The following is a 14,404-nucleotide window of genomic DNA, read 5'->3' as shown; positions in this document are numbered from 1 at the left end:
CGATCCAACGGCGGATTTTACGAAATCGTATCCTCGGCGCGGGGGACCAGGATCAGGGTATTGTCCTCCACCCGCCACGATCCCAGCCGCGCAAGCACATTCATGCCGATGACGTTGAAATCCCCGAAACTTTCCGCAATCGCCGCATCGGTGCCGCTGGCGCTGACATTGCCGAAAGTGAGGCTGTCGACCGTGGCGACATGGGCCTGGACCGTGCCATTGGCCGTGCCGAGCATGATCGGAATGCCGCCGCGCCGCGGTTCAAGCCCCGCGCGTTCGGCCAAGGGCGCGGATATCGCAGTCAAAGTGGCACCGGTATCGATCATGAAATTGCCGGGCACGCCATTGACCTCGGCACGCACCCAGAAATGTCCGTCCGCGGAAAGGGGAATGCGGGTTTCGCCGCCCTCGACCATTTGTTCGGGCAGCCCGATCTGCGGCACCGCCACATCGAAGCGCGGATCGAAACGGGACAGTTGCAGCACCACCGTCAGCAGGATCAGCCCAAGCGCGAGCGAACTCGCGATGCGCAGAATGCCGCCCAGCGCCGAACGCCTGGCGACTACGGCACCGATCCAGCCCAATGCCATCGCCGCCAGCGCCGCGATCAGCAACTCCGAACGCGGAATCGCGCGCAGGGTGTCGGCGGCTGCCTGGAAGACGGGTTCGAGATCCATTTATTCCATATAGGAACGGGGTCATGAAGCGTCCATGACCCGCGCAGTCGGTCAGGGCGCTTCGCGTTGCTCTGTGGCAATCGCGAGGATGACCGAGAACCGCTCTTCATCATCCAGCCATCGCCGGACTGGCGTCCAGCCACCGGCAAGCAACAGCGTGTAGGCACTGCGCCGGGTGAACTTGTGGCTGTTTTCCGTGTGGATCGTCTCGCCCTTTCGTAGCGAGAATTTCTCTCCCGAAACCTCGAAGGAGAAATCACGCGTCGCGCGCAGATGCATTTCGATCCGGGCCAGATCGTCGTTCCACACCGCGCTATGCTCGAGAGCGGCCGGGTCGATAGTGCCGTCGAGTTCGCGGTTGATCCGCCTGACCAGATTGGTGTTGAATGCCGCCGTCACGCCTTCCGCGTCGTCATAGGCCGCTTCCAGAACAGCCCGATCCTTGACCAGATCCATTCCGATCAACAACATCGGGCTCTCCCCTTCGTCGGCGCCGAGCGTTGCACGCATGGAACGCAGCAGATCGACAGCCGTGCGGGGCACCATATTTCCAATCGTCGAGCCGGGGAAGAAGCCGAGCTTCGCCAGCGCGGATACCTCGTCTGGCAGGCTGACGCGGCGCATGAAGTCCGCCTCCACGGGATAGACGGGCAGGTGGGGGAATTTCTGCGCCAGGGCCGCCGCGCTCTGACGCAAAAAATCGCCCGATATATCGAGCGGAACGTAAGCGGCGGGCGCGATCGCCTCGAGCAATAGCGGCGTCTTCACCGAACTGCCGGAGCCGAATTCCACCACGGCCCGTTCCGGCCCGATGAGATCGGCGAATTGCGCACCTTGCGCGCCGAGTATCTCGGTTTCGGCACGGGTCGGGTAATATTCGAGGACCCGCGTGATCTGTTCGAACAGACGCGAACCTTCCTCGTCGTAGAACCAGCGGGCAGGCACGGCCTTTTGTTGTTGGCGTAGGCCCTTGACCACATCGGCGCGAAAAGCTCGGTCGACGCCGTCCTCGTCCAGATCGACGAGCGAAATTCCGGTTTCGGCTTTCATCAGATATCCTTCGCCAGACGCAGGCCGGTGAACTGCCATCGCTGGTGCGGGTAGAAGAAGTTTCGGTAGCTGGCGCGCGAATGGCCGCGCACAGTCGCGCAGCTCGCGCCTTTAAGCACGAACTGACCGCTCATGAATTTGCCGTTGTATTCGCCCACAGCGCCAGCCGCTGGCTCAAAGCGGGGATAGGGTAGATAGGCCGAACGCGTGAATTGCCAGCAATCGCCAAACAGGCCGTCACTGCCAACCGGAAGCGGCGGCGATGGGCCATCCAACTGATTTCCGCCATTTGGGTCGTGCGCGGGGCCTTCCCCTTCCTGGCCACGGGCTATCGCCTCCCACTCGAACTCGGTCGGCAAGCGCTTACCCGCCCAGGTCGCGAAGGCGTCCGCCTCGAAATAGGAGATATGCGTGACCGGCGCATTCGGATCGCGCTCTCGCCAGCCGGAATGGGTGAACTGTTCGCCATCACGCCAGTAAAGCGGCGCATCGATGGCGTTATCGCGCACCCAGGCCCAGCCGTCGGAAAGCCACAATGCCGCCGCCTGGTAGCCGCCATCGGCGATGAAATCCGCCCATTCGCGATTTGTCACCAGCCGCGAGGACAGCGCAAAGGGTTCGAGCAGCACGCGATGCGCAGGCCCTTCATTATCGAATGCGAACCCATCCGATTGATGACCGATACGCGCGACACCGCCGGGGTGGCGCAGCCACCCTTCATCTCGTGCTTTCGCCTGCTTCCCGGCCACATCCCACATCGCCGCGCCGAGCGGGTTCTGGAACAGCGCATGTTTGATATCGGTCAGCAGCAATTCCTGATGCTGCTGTTCATGCGCCATGCCAAGCTCGATAAGCGGTGCCAGTGCCTCGCGCTCGAACAGCGGGGTCATCGCCTCATCGACATGCGCGCGCCAGGCCAGGATCTCTCCCAGCGTGGGCCGCGACAGCATCCCGCGCGAAAACCGCGCGATCCGTTCGCCCTCCGCCTCGTAATAGGAGTTGAAGACGAAGGGCCAATCGTCCTCGAACAACGCGTATCCATCAAGGTGATCGCGCAAAAGGAATGTTTCCCAGAACCACGTCGTATGCGCGAGGTGCCATTTGGCCGGGCTGGCATCTTCCATCGACTGGATGGTTGCATCGGCATCGCTGAGCGGTGCGACCAGCGCTTCGCTCAGATTGCGCAAGGCGGCATAGCGAACCGCGAGCGCATCGCCGAGCGCCGGAGCGGGTTGGGATCTGGTTTGGGCATGGGACATTCCATCCCCCCTTCATGGCGGTCACCGACACATGGCGACCGTCTCCCACCATGGCGTATTTCAGTGACCGTTTAAAGGCCGCAGGTGAAAAACTCCCGCCCAAACAAGCGTATGGCAGGACGTTCGGGCAATATGCTGCGCATCCCGAGCGACCCCGGCAGGCGCCGGTTCTGCCCGTGTTTCCCGCGAAGCTCAGGCCGCGTCCGCTTGCCGCACGCCGTGTTCCTCATTGAGCATCTCGGCGATGAGGAAAGCCAGCTCGAGCGACTGCGCGGCGTTAAGGCGCGGATCGCAATGTGTGTGATAGCGATCCTTCAGCGCCTCGTCGGTGATGGCCACCGCACCCCCCACGCATTCGGTCACGTCCTGCCCGGTCATCTCGATGTGGATGCCGCCCGGATGCGTGCCTTCCGCGCGGTGCACAGCGAAGAAACCCTTCACTTCGCGCAGAATGCGATCGAAAGGCCGCGTCTTATAGCCGCTTTCCGACTTCACGACATTGCCGTGCATCGGATCGCAGCTCCACACCACCGGATGGCCTTCGGCCTTCACAGCCCGCACCAACCGCGGCAGGCCATCTTCCACCTTGTCGTGGCCGAAGCGGCTGATCAGCGTGATCCGGCCCGGCTCGCGCGCGGGATTGAGCGTATCGAGCAATTTCAGCAGCGCATCGGTTTCCAGGCTCGGCCCGCATTTCATGCCCAGCGGGTTGCCGATGCCGCGCGCGAATTCGACATGCGCACTATTCTCGAACCGGGTTCGGTCGCCGATCCAGACCATATGCGCGGATGTGTCGTACCAATCGCCGGTCAGGCTGTCGCGCCGGGTCAAGGCCTGCTCGTAAGGCAGCAGCAAGGCCTCGTGGCTGGTGTAGAAGCTGGTGCGCTGTAATTGCGGCAGCACTTGCGGATCGACCCCGCAAGCCTCCATGAAATCCAGCGCTTCGCCGATGCGGTCGGCGATATCCGAGAAACGGTCGGCCCAGGGGCTGCGCCCCATGAAATCGAGCGTCCACTGGTGGACCTGGCGCAAATTGGCATACCCGCCAGTCGCGAAGGCGCGGAGGAGGTTGAGCGTAGCCGCCGCCTGCGAGTAGGCGCGGACCATACGCTGCGGATCGTTGGTGCGGGCCGCCGCATCGAATTCGATGCCGTTGATGTTGTCGCCGAAATAGCTCGGCAGCGTCACGGAGCCTTGCGTTTCGGTATTGGAACTGCGCGGCTTGGCGAATTGGCCTGCCATGCGCCCGACCTTCACCACCGGCTTTTTGCTGGCGAAGGTCATCACCACCGCCATCTGCAACAGCACACGGAACGTATCGCGGATATTGTTCGGGTGGAATTCGGCGAAGCTTTCCGCGCAATCGCCGCCCTGCAACAGGAAGGCGCGGCCTTCGGCCACATCGGCAAGGTCGGCCTTGAGCGCGCGTGCCTCGCCGGCGAAGACCAGCGGAGGATGCGTTTCGAGCGTGGCGGTTGCCGTTTCGAGAGCAGCCGCGTCGAGATATTCGGGCAAGTGCCTTGCCTCATATCCCTGCCAGCTATCGGGTGCCCAGTTCGTCGCCATTGTCTCTTCCGTTTGCGGCGCCGGTCACGGCGCCTGAGTGCTCGCCTGTAGCAGACGAGCACGCATCATGGCGCAAGCAGCATTTGCTTGGCCAGCTTAAAAGGCCGATTGCAGTACCCGCTTCAGCGCCCCGATCCGGCGTTGCCGACGGGTGCCGATCTTGCCAGGTCCTGACCCTGCGGAATGACCGCCAGACGCCATGCCTCGCGCGAGGCGAAATACTTCTGGGCCAAGGCCTGCAAAGCGGCGGGCGGCGTCTGCGTATAATCGGCCAGAAGGTACCGCAGAATCGGAACACGGCGGCTGTCCACGGTCGCACCTTCCAACTGATACAGCCAGAACAGATTGCCGGTCGAAGCGCGGCTGACATATTGGCGCAGCGGTTCGACCACACGGTTGTATTCGTCTTCGCCAACCGGCTCGCTGGCCAGTTCCTTCGCGATGCGTTCTGCCTCGGCGAAGAAGACGGGCACGTCTTCGGGCCGCAACTGGGCCAGCGCGGCGATGCGCCCACCGCTGTTCACGTCACTGGGCCAGTCGGAACGGACCACCGGCGAATAGCTGGCACCGGCATGTTCGCGCATAGCCTCCATCAGGCGGTTGTTGAACAATGAGGCGAGCACTTCGAGACGGCGCGATTCGCGCAGGTTCTCGACCCCCGCACCGCTGGGCCAGGCGAGAACCGCCGCGGCCTGATTGGCATCCCCGCGATGATAGCGCACCTCGGTCTCACCAGCTTCGGGAAATGGCACGGGGCGATTCAACACCGCGTCGGAAGGCATTTCGCGCGGTTCCAATGCGCCGAAGGTCTTGCGCAAGGTCTCGATCGTCGCATCCTTGTCGAACTCGCCGAAGACAAGGACTTCCACCGGCCCCTGCTTGAGCAAGGGTTCCCACACCGCGCGAAATTCCTCGGGCGTCGCCGCATCGAGCATGTCGGGTGTCGGCGTGCGGAAACGCGGATCGTTTCCGCGAAGGAGATATTCCAGATCGCGCTGGAGGATTCCGCCCGGATTGGCCGAATAGCTTTCATAGGCGAGTTTGCCCGCCGCCTTGGCCCGCGCCACGGGATTGGGGTCCCAGCCCGGCATGGCCAGCTTGGCTGCGAAAAGATAAAGCTGTTCGTCGAGGTCCGCTTCACGCGTCTGGGCATAGAAGGTGAAAGCCCCGTCGCCGGTTTGGAACTCGAATCCGAATTTGCGGCCAGTCGAAAGCAGATCGAGCTGCTCCTGATCCAGTTCGCCGATACCGGCCCCGATCAGTGCGGCATATCCGAGATTGGCATAGACCGACTGGTCCGCTTCGATTGCCCGGAACCCGGCGCCAAAGCGGACCTTCACCGCCACCCGGCCTGGTTCGGCATCGTTAGACCAGAGGATCGCCTTTACACCATTGGAGAAATCGACCCGCTCGATGTCGAGCACGCCGATCGGCCCTTGCGCCTCGATTTCCCCGGGCTCGCCGACCGGCGGCAAATCGTCGAAGGAAATCGCCTGTGCGGCGATGCGCGCATTGCCATCGGCCTCGATCGGTTCGAGCAAGGCACTGCGAATGGCCTGCTCGGTCGCCTCGCCGGTTGCCGGGGTGACATAGGCGGCGCGAATCACGTCGCCCGAAAACAGCGCGCGGGTGTGCTCAAGCAGCAGTTCCGGCGTCACCGTCTCCCGCATCGAATTGAACACCATCAGAACCGTTTCCGGCGCGGCGATGGCTTCACGGATATCGACTGCATTCACCACGTCGTCGGCAAGTCGTGGACCGGGCAGCACGCGGCGTTGCTCGACCTGGCTCTTGAACACGATTTCGAACTCGGCAAGTTCGCGGTCGACCTCCTCTTGCGATGGCGGAGTTGCCAGAGCATCGGCAATTACGGACCGGATATCGTCGAGAGCAGCGCGCCAGTCTTCGGTCAGCGGTGCGAAATTGACGAAGGTCATATCGGCCGATCGGCTGACATCGTCCTGCGCGACCTGTGCGTAGAGATAGCTGCCGCCTGCACGCGCACGCGCCTCGAGGCGGCGGTTGATCAGGGCCTGCGCCAGCGCATCGCGCAGCAAACCTTCATTGTAGGCGACGGTATCCTGTACCGGCCGCCATGGTCGCATGATCGCATAGGAAAAGGAGCGCGGCAGATCGGGCTCGACGACAACGCCGATTTCGCCCACCGGATTTGCTGGGTCCGCCCCCGAGGGCGCGACCGGATCACCGAAATCGGGCGCGGGAACATATGGCCCCTCGCCCTGCCAGTCGCCGAACCATTTCTCGATCTCCGCGGCGAGTTGCATCGGGTCCATGTCGCCCGCCGCCGATACAACCACATTCTCGGGTCGGTACCAGCGTTTGTAGAAGGCGCTGACGCTCGCTCCGGTAGCGGCGCCAAGCGTAGCTTCGGTCCCGATCGGAACGCGGTTCGCCAGGCGCTGGCCTGCAAACAGGATTTTGCGGCTTGCATTGCCCGCCCGTTCCGAAGCGCCGCCGCGCTCGCGCTTTTCGGCCAGGACGATGGGCACTTCTGCCCCGACATTGGTATCGCTGAGTACCGGGCTGCGCACCATGCCCGACAGCAGCTTCATGCTTTCGGCCAGCTTCGCTTCGTCGATATTGGGCAGGTCGAGCTTGAAAACCGTTTCGGTCGGGCTGGTATGCGCGTTGGTATCGCTACCGAAGGTCGCACCGAGGCGCTGCCAGGTGGGGATTGCCTCGCCCACCGCAAGATAGCGGCTTTCGCGAAACAGCAGATGCTCGAGCAAGTGCGCATATCCGCGCTCGCTATCTTCTTCATGGAGCGAGCCTGCATCGATCCGCACGCGGATCGAAACCTGATCGGGTGGAACGCTGTTCTTGCGCACGGCATAACGCAAGCCGTTCGGCAACTCGCCGAAGATCCATTCCTTATCGCGCGGGACGTCGCTGCCTTCATAGATCCACGGCGTTTCATCGGGCTGGGTGACGAATTGGGGCGATGGTTCGGCCGGTTCCTGCGCGAGCATGGGCTGCGGGAAGAGCAGCGCGGCGGGAAAGATGAGCGCGAAACGCCGGAAGGCACGCGAGAAATGAGTCATGCAAGGCATATAGGCGGGCCAAGCGTGAAGGCTAGGTGAATGTTCGATGGACAAGCGATCCTTCCTTGTCCCGGCTTCCCGCGCTTCCTACATCGTGACCCATGTTCATCGAGACCGAAACCACGCCCAATCCCGCGAGCCTCAAATTCCTGCCCGGCCAACCGGTCATGAGCAAGGGGACCCGCGAATTCGCCACGCCGGAATCCGCCGAGGCCAGCCCACTGGCGCAGGCGATCTTCGATACCGGCGAGGTCGTGAATGTGTTTTTCGGAAGCGATTTCGTCACCGTGACCGCTGCCCCTGGCGTCAACTGGACCGATCTCAAGCCGCAGGTTCTGGCTATCCTGCTCGATCACTTCGTGTCGCAGGCGCCACTGTTCGCGCCCGGTACGGCGGGCGGTATCGCGGTTCCGCCGGAAGAGGACGGCATGCTGGTGGAAGAGCGCGACGAGGATGCCGACATCATCGCGCAGATCAACGAATTGCTGGAAACCCGTGTCCGCCCGGCCGTCGCGGGTGATGGCGGCGACATCCAGTATCGCGGCTATCGCGACGGCGTGGTTCATCTGCAGATGCAGGGCGCATGCTCGGGCTGCCCTTCGTCCACCGCCACGCTCAAGCACGGGATCGAGGGCCTGCTGAAACATTATGTTCCCGAGGTCGTTGAAGTCCGCGCAGCCTGACTTCTCTCATTCAAACAAAGGAAAACCGACCTTGGCCGACATGCTTTCCGCCGACGCGCTCGACCTCATCTTCCGCGACGCCCGCAGCTATAATGGCTGGCTCGACAAGCCCGTGAGCGACGAGCAGATCCGGGAAATCTACGAATTGCTGAAAATGGGTCCGACCTCGGCCAACATGCAGCCTGCCCGGATCGTCTGGGTGAAATCCGAGGACGCCAAGGCGAAACTGGCCGAATGCGCCTCGGAAGGAAATCGCGACAAGATCATGGCCGCACCGGTCACGGCGATCATCGGCTACGATATCGATTTCCACGAGGAACTGCCCTGGCTCTTTCCGCATACCGACGCGAAAAGCTGGTTCGAGGGCGACGAGGAGGGCCGCAAGGAAGGGGCCTTCCGCAACAGTTCGCTCCAGGGTGCCTATTTGATGATCGCGGCCAGGGCACTTGGGCTCGACTGCGGGCCAATGTCCGGATTCGACAACGCGGCGGTCGACAAAACCTTTTTCGGCGACAGCCCAAGGCATAGAAGCAACTTCATCTGCTCGATCGGCTATGGCGATCCCAAAAGCATTTTCGATCGCAGTCCGCGCCCCGACTTCGAGATCTTCAACCGTATCGCCTGACTTGCAGCCACGCCCTTGCTGGGGCAGTGCGCGCCCATGCGCATATTGGCAATAGAAACCGCAACGGAAGCCTGCTCGGTGGCGCTGTTCGAAGAGGGCGCGCTTGTCGATGCGCGGCATGAGGTGCTCGGCCGCGGTCATGCCGAAAGGCTCGTCCCGATGATTGCCGAATTGCCCGATAGGGGCCGCGCGGAAGAGATACGTGTCTCGCTCGGCCCGGGCAGTTTTACCGGGGTGCGGATTGGCGTGGCAGTGGCACGGGCGCTGGGGATCGCCTGGCAGGCTCGGGTCCGTGGATACCCGACGCTCGCCCTGGTGGCCACAATGGCGCGGGGCAACAACGACGCTTGTGTCACCGTATGTATGAATGGCGGCCATGGCGAATGGTTCGTCCAAGACTTCGGGGGCGATGGCCTGCCCATCGATGCCGTCGCCTCGCTCGCTCCGACTGTCGCGGCAAACCGTGATCTCCGCGCCGTCTTGGCGGGTTCGAAAGCGGAAGAGCTCGCCCTGCAAGCCGGGGCCAGCCCCCCCACGGTTGCGCTGCCTGACGCATGCCACGCGCTGAAAGTGCCAACCAGCCTTTTGAGCGACAGCACCGCGCCGCTCTACGGGCGGGCGCCCGACGCCAAGCTGCCAGGTCGATGAGCGAGATCGATCAGCTCATGGCTGTGATGGATGCCGCCTTCGAGCCTTTCTGGCGCGAGGCATGGACACGCCAGCAGGTCGCCGACTCTCTGGCCATGTCGCACACCTATGCGATCCTCATCGATGAGTATGGGAACCGGCCCGCAATCGGGAGCGAAGCAGCCGGTTTCATCCTTGCCCGGCGCGCGCCCGGCGAGGAAGAGTTGCTGCTGATCGCCGTGCGCCCGGAGATGCGCGGCAGGGGGTTAGGCCGCATGTTGATCGAGATGTTCGCGAATACAGCACGCGACGCCGGCGCGGAACGAGTTTTTCTCGAAATGCGCGCCAACAATCCCGCCGAAATACTTTATCGCAGCTGCGGATTCGAACCCATCGGAAAGCGGCGCGCTTACTACCGAACCCTGGATTCGACCACGGTCGATGCCATTACCTTTGCCCGAAACTTGTAGCAGCGCGACAAAACAACGACAAAAGTTGTAGCAATGCGTCAAAATATCGACTTACATCATTTATTGCATTTTCTTGTCTGTTTTATACAATAGAGACATAGAACAGGGCGCATAGCTAGCGATCCGACGCAATTCAGAAGGCCGTCTAATGCAAGATTTCGATACCGACATGACTGAGACTCTAATCACTCTAACTTCGGACATTGTCGCGGCACATGTAAGTAACAACAATGTCGATGTTGATGAAGTCCCGACCTTGATTAGCAACGTCTATTCGGCCCTGTCGGGACTGGATCCCAGCGGTGGCGCTGCCGAAGAAGTCCCCGAACCGGCCGTTTCGATCCGTTCTTCCGTAAAGAAGGATCATCTCGTCTGCCTCGACTGCGGCAAGAAGATGAAGATGCTCAAGCGTCACTTGTCGACTGAACATGGTCTGACACCGGATGAGTATCGCGCGCGCTGGAATCTTTCGGCCGACTACCCGATGGTCGCCCCCGACTATGCGGCGACCCGCCGCGATCTGGCAGTCAAAATCGGCCTCGGCCGCAAACCGGGCCAGAAGCGCGGTCGTAAGAAGAAGGCTGACTAAAGCCTTCGCGATCACCTTGAGGAAGACGCTCCGGCCCGGTAAGGGTGCGGGGCGTTTTTCATGCGGGAAGCCAAATTGCACCAGAGAATCGATCTCGAACAATTATGTGCCGATAAGGGGCTGCGCATAACCGAGCAGCGCCGGGTTATTGCGCGCGTGCTGTCGGAAAGCGACGACCACCCCGATGTCGAACTGTTGCATGAGCGGGCGAATAAGATCGATTCCGGCATCTCGATCGCGACCGTTTACCGCACGGTCCGCCTGTTCGAAGAGGCGGGAATACTCGACCGCCACGACTTCGGCGACGGGCGTGCCCGTTACGAGGCGGCGCCCGAAGCGCATCACGACCATCTTATCGACGTCGAAAGCGGCAAGGTGATCGAGTTCGTCGATCCGGAAATCGAAGCGCTGCAAAAACAGATCGCCGCCAAGCTCGGCTATCGTCTGGTTGATCACCGGCTGGAACTGTATGGCGTCCGCCTCGACCGCGAAGACTGAACGTCGGCTCGCAAAATACACGGCACGACGGCTGGCGGCAGCCCGGGGAGAAACCGTCCCGCTGACCGTAGCGGGCTGGGCGCGGTTCATCCTTCGCACCCTCGCCATCCTCGTTCTGCTCGGTGCGCTGGTGCCGCTGCACTATCTTTACCGCGTATTCGCCTATGGCTCGCCGATGCCCATGCTCTTCCTGCGCTATACCGCATGGATAGTCGGCGCGCGGGTGACGATTGTGGGCACACCGTTGCGGCGCGATGTCTTCTTCATCGCCAATCACATAAGCTGGATCGATATTCTCAGCATGGCTGGAGCCAGCGGCACCGCGTTCGTGGCCAAGCAGGAATTATCGGACGTGCCGGTGATCGGCTGGCTGTGCGGTCTGAACCGCACCGTTTTCGTCAAGCGGGAGAACCGCGTGGGTGTGGCGGAACAGATCAATGCACTCAAAGAGGCCCTGGCCGATAACTGGTCGGTGACCATATTCCCCGAGGGCACGGTGACGGACGGCCATTCGCTCTTGCCGTTCAAGTCCAGCATGATCTCGGTACTCGAGCCGCCACCTCCGGGGGTAATGGTTCAGCCCGTAGTGCTCGATTACGGCGAGCATTCGGAAGAAATCGGCTGGGTTGGTCAGGAAAGCGGCCTGCACAATGCAAAGCGGATCATGGCGCGCCGGGGCAGCTTTCCTCTGACGCTCCACTATCTCGACCCCTTCAGTCCGGCCGATTATCACGGACGCAAGGCGATAGCGGCTAAAGCTCGCGAAGAGATCGAGAAGCAGCTCGTGACCAATCTCGGCAAGCCACTGCGCAACTTTCAGCATGTGGTCGAAGCAGTCCAATACCGGCCCCAACCGACCGACCTGTAAGCGGCCCTAAAGCTCGGCCTTTACCAGCCAGTCGTGGAACAGGCGGACCGGACGCTCTTCCAGCGCCGTGGGCTTGCAGATGAACCAGTAGCTGTAAGGACTTTCGACCTCGACGTTGAACAATGTCGCCAATCGGTTGTCCGCTGCCCGGCGCATGTGGTCATCATGCATGATCGCAATGCCGAGCCCCTGGGCGGCCGCTTCCAGCATGATCTGGCCCGAATCGAAATGGTCGATCGCTGCCGGCTCCAATTCTGGCAAGCCGATCTCCGCGCGCCAGGCGGTGAAGCTTTCGGACAGTTCGTTGTGGATCAGGAACGTCTGCCGCGAAAGCCTGTCCGCATCGGGTTCCGGGCCGATCCGCTCGGCCAGGTCCCGGCTGCAGATTGCATGGACTTTGTTGTAGTCGAGCCGAACGGCATGCAACCCGCGTGACGGGCCGCGCGAAAGGATGATCGCCGCATCGAGCACATCGCCAACGCGGTCTTCCAGATGCGCCCCGGTGTCGATGTCGATATGCAAGAGAGGATGCCGCTCACGCAATTCGCCAAGTCGCGGAAACAGACGTTGTGTGCCGAACAGCGGCAAAACCCCCAAATGCAATCTCAGCAGCGACAGATTGTCCGATTGGCTTTCCACCGCCCGCGCCAGCGCTTCCAGTTGCGGGTTCACGGCCTCGAAAAACGCATGTCCGTCATCGGTCAACTGCATTGCCTGACGCGCCCGCGTAAACAGCTTCTTGCCGACGAATTCCTCGAGGTTGCCGATCCGTCGTGACAGCGCCGATGGGCTGAGGCCGAGCTCTTCGGCCGCCGCGCGCGCGGAACCGAGACGCACGGTGCGCACGAAAGCTTCGAGAGCGCGCAGGGGAGGAAGACGACGCGTTGCCATGACGCTTGCACGCTATGAGCGCGCGATGCACGTGTCGAGGGAGAATGTGCAGAAATCTGCAACAGCCGTCAGGCCGGGGGTGTCGCTTCCTCCGGCGCGTGCAAGCGCAACCGCTTCACATGGGTCTCGTCTCCATCGGTGACCTCGATCCGCCAGCCGCTCTTGTGCTCGAGCACTCGGCCGGTCTGGGGCACCTGTTCGGCCAGCACGAAGGCCAGCCCGCCCAGCGTATCGACGGATTCCTCGACCTCGGCGAGCGCGGGAGAAACCTTCTCCGCAACATCATCGAGCTCGGCGCGGGCATCGCAGTCCCACATCCCCTCGCCGATATCGACGATCCATTCCTCGGGCGTCTCGTCATGCTCGTCCTCGATCTCGCCGACGATTTCCTCGACCAGATCCTCGATCGTGATGATCCCGTCGGTACCCGAGAACTCATCTACCACGACCGCCAGGTGCATGCGCTGCGCGCGCATGTCTGCCAGCACGTCGAGCGCATTGCGCGTCTGCGGCACATAAAGCGGCTGACGCATCAGCACGGTCCAGTCCTTGGGCGGGGTCTGTTCGCGCGCCAGGATAGTGAAGACATCCTTGATGTGGATCATGCCGATCACATCGTCGAGCTGCTCGCGATAGACGGGCATGCGCGAATGGCCGTGCTCGGCGAAAGTCTCGACCAGCTCGTCCCAGCTCGCATTGGCGTTCATCGCGATGATTTCGCCGCGCGGCACGGCCACGTCGTCGGCGTCGTGCTCGGAGAAGTGGAGCAGGTTGCGCAGCATCTGCCGCTCGACCAGCGACAGGTCGCCGGTACCGCTGTGCTCGGGGACATCGTCGCCGTTTTCGCCCTCCTCGTGCTCGTCGATCGCTTCTTCGAGCTGCGCACGCAGCGAGCGTTCGCCGTAATCGGGGTCGAAGAATTTCCGGATTGCGAGCATCAGCCCGCTGCTACTCTCCGCGTCTCCCGCGGGTGATGACGAATCGGGCATGGCCCTGACATTGTGCTCCGTTCAGTTGCGGTCCCCATATGGGTCGGCGATACCCAGTTTTGCAAGCGCCGCGATTTCCAGCGCTTCCATCGCCTCGGCCTGGGCGTCGGAATCGACATGGTCGTGTCCGGCGAGATGGAGCAGGCCGTGGACGATCAGGTGCGCGGCGTGGTCTTCGAGGGCGATGCCCTTTTCCGCGGCCTCGCGGGCACAGGTTTCATGCGCCAATGCCAGATCGCCGAGCATTTCGGGCGGCCCTTCAGCCGCAAGATCGAGCAATTCCTCGCGCTCGAGCATGGGAAAGGACAGCACATTGGTCGGCTTGTCCTTGCCGCGCCATTCCCTGTTGAGTTCGTGGACGTCCTCGTCGCTGGTAAGCAGCACTGACGCGGTCAGCCGTGGATTGGCGAGCGCAGGCTCGACCCCGGCCGCGGCGTCACTGGCGCGCTCGACAAGCGCTGCCCAGTCGCCCTGCGGCCAGCTATCGATGTCGATATCAAGGTCCAATTCCAAAATCCGTTCGGTTCGAGCGAAGTCGAGAACCGTTGGC

At 62.2% G+C, this 14,404-nt stretch carries 15 protein-coding genes; 7 read left to right on the top strand and 8 right to left on the bottom strand.

Features of this window, described 5'->3' with window-relative positions; genetic code table 11:
• Positions 1 to 17: 17 nt before the first annotated feature.
• From MUY37_RS05840 to MUY37_RS05820, 5 genes are all read right to left on the bottom strand, one after another.
• Complete coding sequence (locus MUY37_RS05840) at positions 18 to 677, bottom strand: retropepsin-like aspartic protease family protein (RefSeq protein ID WP_499194437.1); 660 nt, start codon at positions 675 to 677, stop codon at positions 18 to 20.
• Between the two features lie 51 nt (positions 678 to 728).
• On the bottom strand, positions 729 to 1,727 hold the full coding sequence (gene egtD / locus MUY37_RS05835; RefSeq protein ID WP_499194436.1) for an L-histidine N(alpha)-methyltransferase: 999 nt from the start codon (positions 1,725 to 1,727) through the stop codon (positions 729 to 731).
• Complete coding sequence (gene egtB, locus MUY37_RS05830; protein WP_499194435.1) at positions 1,727 to 2,986, bottom strand: ergothioneine biosynthesis protein EgtB; 1,260 nt, start codon at positions 2,984 to 2,986, stop codon at positions 1,727 to 1,729. The genes egtD and egtB overlap by 1 nt, the downstream gene beginning before the upstream one ends.
• Before the next feature lie 192 nt (positions 2,987 to 3,178).
• Positions 3,179 to 4,552 (bottom strand): class II 3-deoxy-7-phosphoheptulonate synthase, encoded by a 1,374-nt coding sequence (locus MUY37_RS05825; RefSeq protein ID WP_499194434.1) that lies wholly within the window; start codon positions 4,550 to 4,552, stop codon positions 3,179 to 3,181.
• Between the two features lie 122 nt (positions 4,553 to 4,674).
• Complete coding sequence (locus MUY37_RS05820; protein ID WP_499194433.1) at positions 4,675 to 7,614, bottom strand: M16 family metallopeptidase; 2,940 nt, start codon at positions 7,612 to 7,614, stop codon at positions 4,675 to 4,677.
• A 101-nt stretch (positions 7,615 to 7,715) separates the two neighbouring features.
• Here MUY37_RS05820 and MUY37_RS05815 point away from each other — a divergent pair, with 101 nt between their 5' ends.
• The 7 genes from MUY37_RS05815 to MUY37_RS05785 all read left to right on the top strand — a co-directional run bounded on the left by MUY37_RS05815 (position 7,716) and on the right by MUY37_RS05785 (position 11,974).
• Positions 7,716 to 8,297, top strand: a complete 582-nt coding sequence (locus MUY37_RS05815) for a NifU family protein (protein ID WP_236924470.1) — start codon at positions 7,716 to 7,718, stop codon at positions 8,295 to 8,297.
• A 40-nt stretch (positions 8,298 to 8,337) separates the two neighbouring features.
• Entirely contained in the window at positions 8,338 to 8,922 is a 585-nt protein-coding gene (locus tag MUY37_RS05810) for a malonic semialdehyde reductase (protein ID WP_499195118.1), read from the top strand.
• A gap of 36 nt (positions 8,923 to 8,958) precedes the next feature.
• Entirely contained in the window at positions 8,959 to 9,570 is a 612-nt protein-coding gene (tsaB, locus tag MUY37_RS05805; protein WP_499194432.1) for a tRNA (adenosine(37)-N6)-threonylcarbamoyltransferase complex dimerization subunit type 1 TsaB, read from the top strand.
• Positions 9,567 to 10,019 carry a GNAT family N-acetyltransferase gene (locus MUY37_RS05800; protein ID WP_499194431.1) on the top strand — a complete coding sequence of 151 codons (453 nt, stop codon included), beginning with the start codon at positions 9,567 to 9,569 and terminating at the stop codon, positions 10,017 to 10,019. The genes tsaB and MUY37_RS05800 overlap by 4 nt, the downstream gene beginning before the upstream one ends.
• A gap of 148 nt (positions 10,020 to 10,167) precedes the next feature.
• Positions 10,168 to 10,608, top strand: coding sequence for a Ros/MucR family transcriptional regulator (locus tag MUY37_RS05795; protein ID WP_499194430.1), 441 nt, complete (start codon positions 10,168 to 10,170; stop codon positions 10,606 to 10,608).
• Between the two features lie 75 nt (positions 10,609 to 10,683).
• Positions 10,684 to 11,106 carry a Fur family transcriptional regulator gene (locus MUY37_RS05790; RefSeq protein ID WP_115417948.1) on the top strand — a complete coding sequence of 141 codons (423 nt, stop codon included), beginning with the start codon at positions 10,684 to 10,686 and terminating at the stop codon, positions 11,104 to 11,106.
• Positions 11,078 to 11,974 (top strand): lysophospholipid acyltransferase family protein, encoded by an 897-nt coding sequence (locus MUY37_RS05785; protein WP_499194429.1) that lies wholly within the window; start codon positions 11,078 to 11,080, stop codon positions 11,972 to 11,974. Before MUY37_RS05790 ends, MUY37_RS05785 begins: the two co-directional genes overlap by 29 nt.
• Before the next feature lie 6 nt (positions 11,975 to 11,980).
• Here MUY37_RS05785 and MUY37_RS05780 read toward each other — a convergent pair whose 3' ends face one another.
• The 3 genes from MUY37_RS05780 to ybeY all read right to left on the bottom strand — a co-directional run bounded on the left by MUY37_RS05780 (position 11,981) and on the right by ybeY (position 14,361).
• Positions 11,981 to 12,865: a LysR substrate-binding domain-containing protein gene (locus tag MUY37_RS05780; RefSeq protein WP_499194428.1), complete on the bottom strand. Its 885-nt coding sequence runs from the start codon at positions 12,863 to 12,865 to the stop codon at positions 11,981 to 11,983.
• A gap of 68 nt (positions 12,866 to 12,933) precedes the next feature.
• Complete coding sequence (locus tag MUY37_RS05775; protein ID WP_499194427.1) at positions 12,934 to 13,803, bottom strand: hemolysin family protein; 870 nt, start codon at positions 13,801 to 13,803, stop codon at positions 12,934 to 12,936.
• Between the two features lie 72 nt (positions 13,804 to 13,875).
• Positions 13,876 to 14,361, bottom strand: coding sequence for an rRNA maturation RNase YbeY (gene ybeY / locus MUY37_RS05770; protein ID WP_499194426.1), 486 nt, complete (start codon positions 14,359 to 14,361; stop codon positions 13,876 to 13,878).
• Positions 14,362 to 14,404: the final 43 nt, after the last annotated feature.

The sequence above is a fragment of the Qipengyuania sp. ABI-127-1 genome (assembly GCA_022953095.1).
In the GTDB taxonomy this organism is placed as follows: domain Bacteria; phylum Pseudomonadota; class Alphaproteobacteria; order Sphingomonadales; family Sphingomonadaceae; genus Qipengyuania.
The sequence above is the reverse complement of the archived record's forward strand: the minus strand, read 5'-3'. Positions and strand labels throughout refer to the sequence as shown.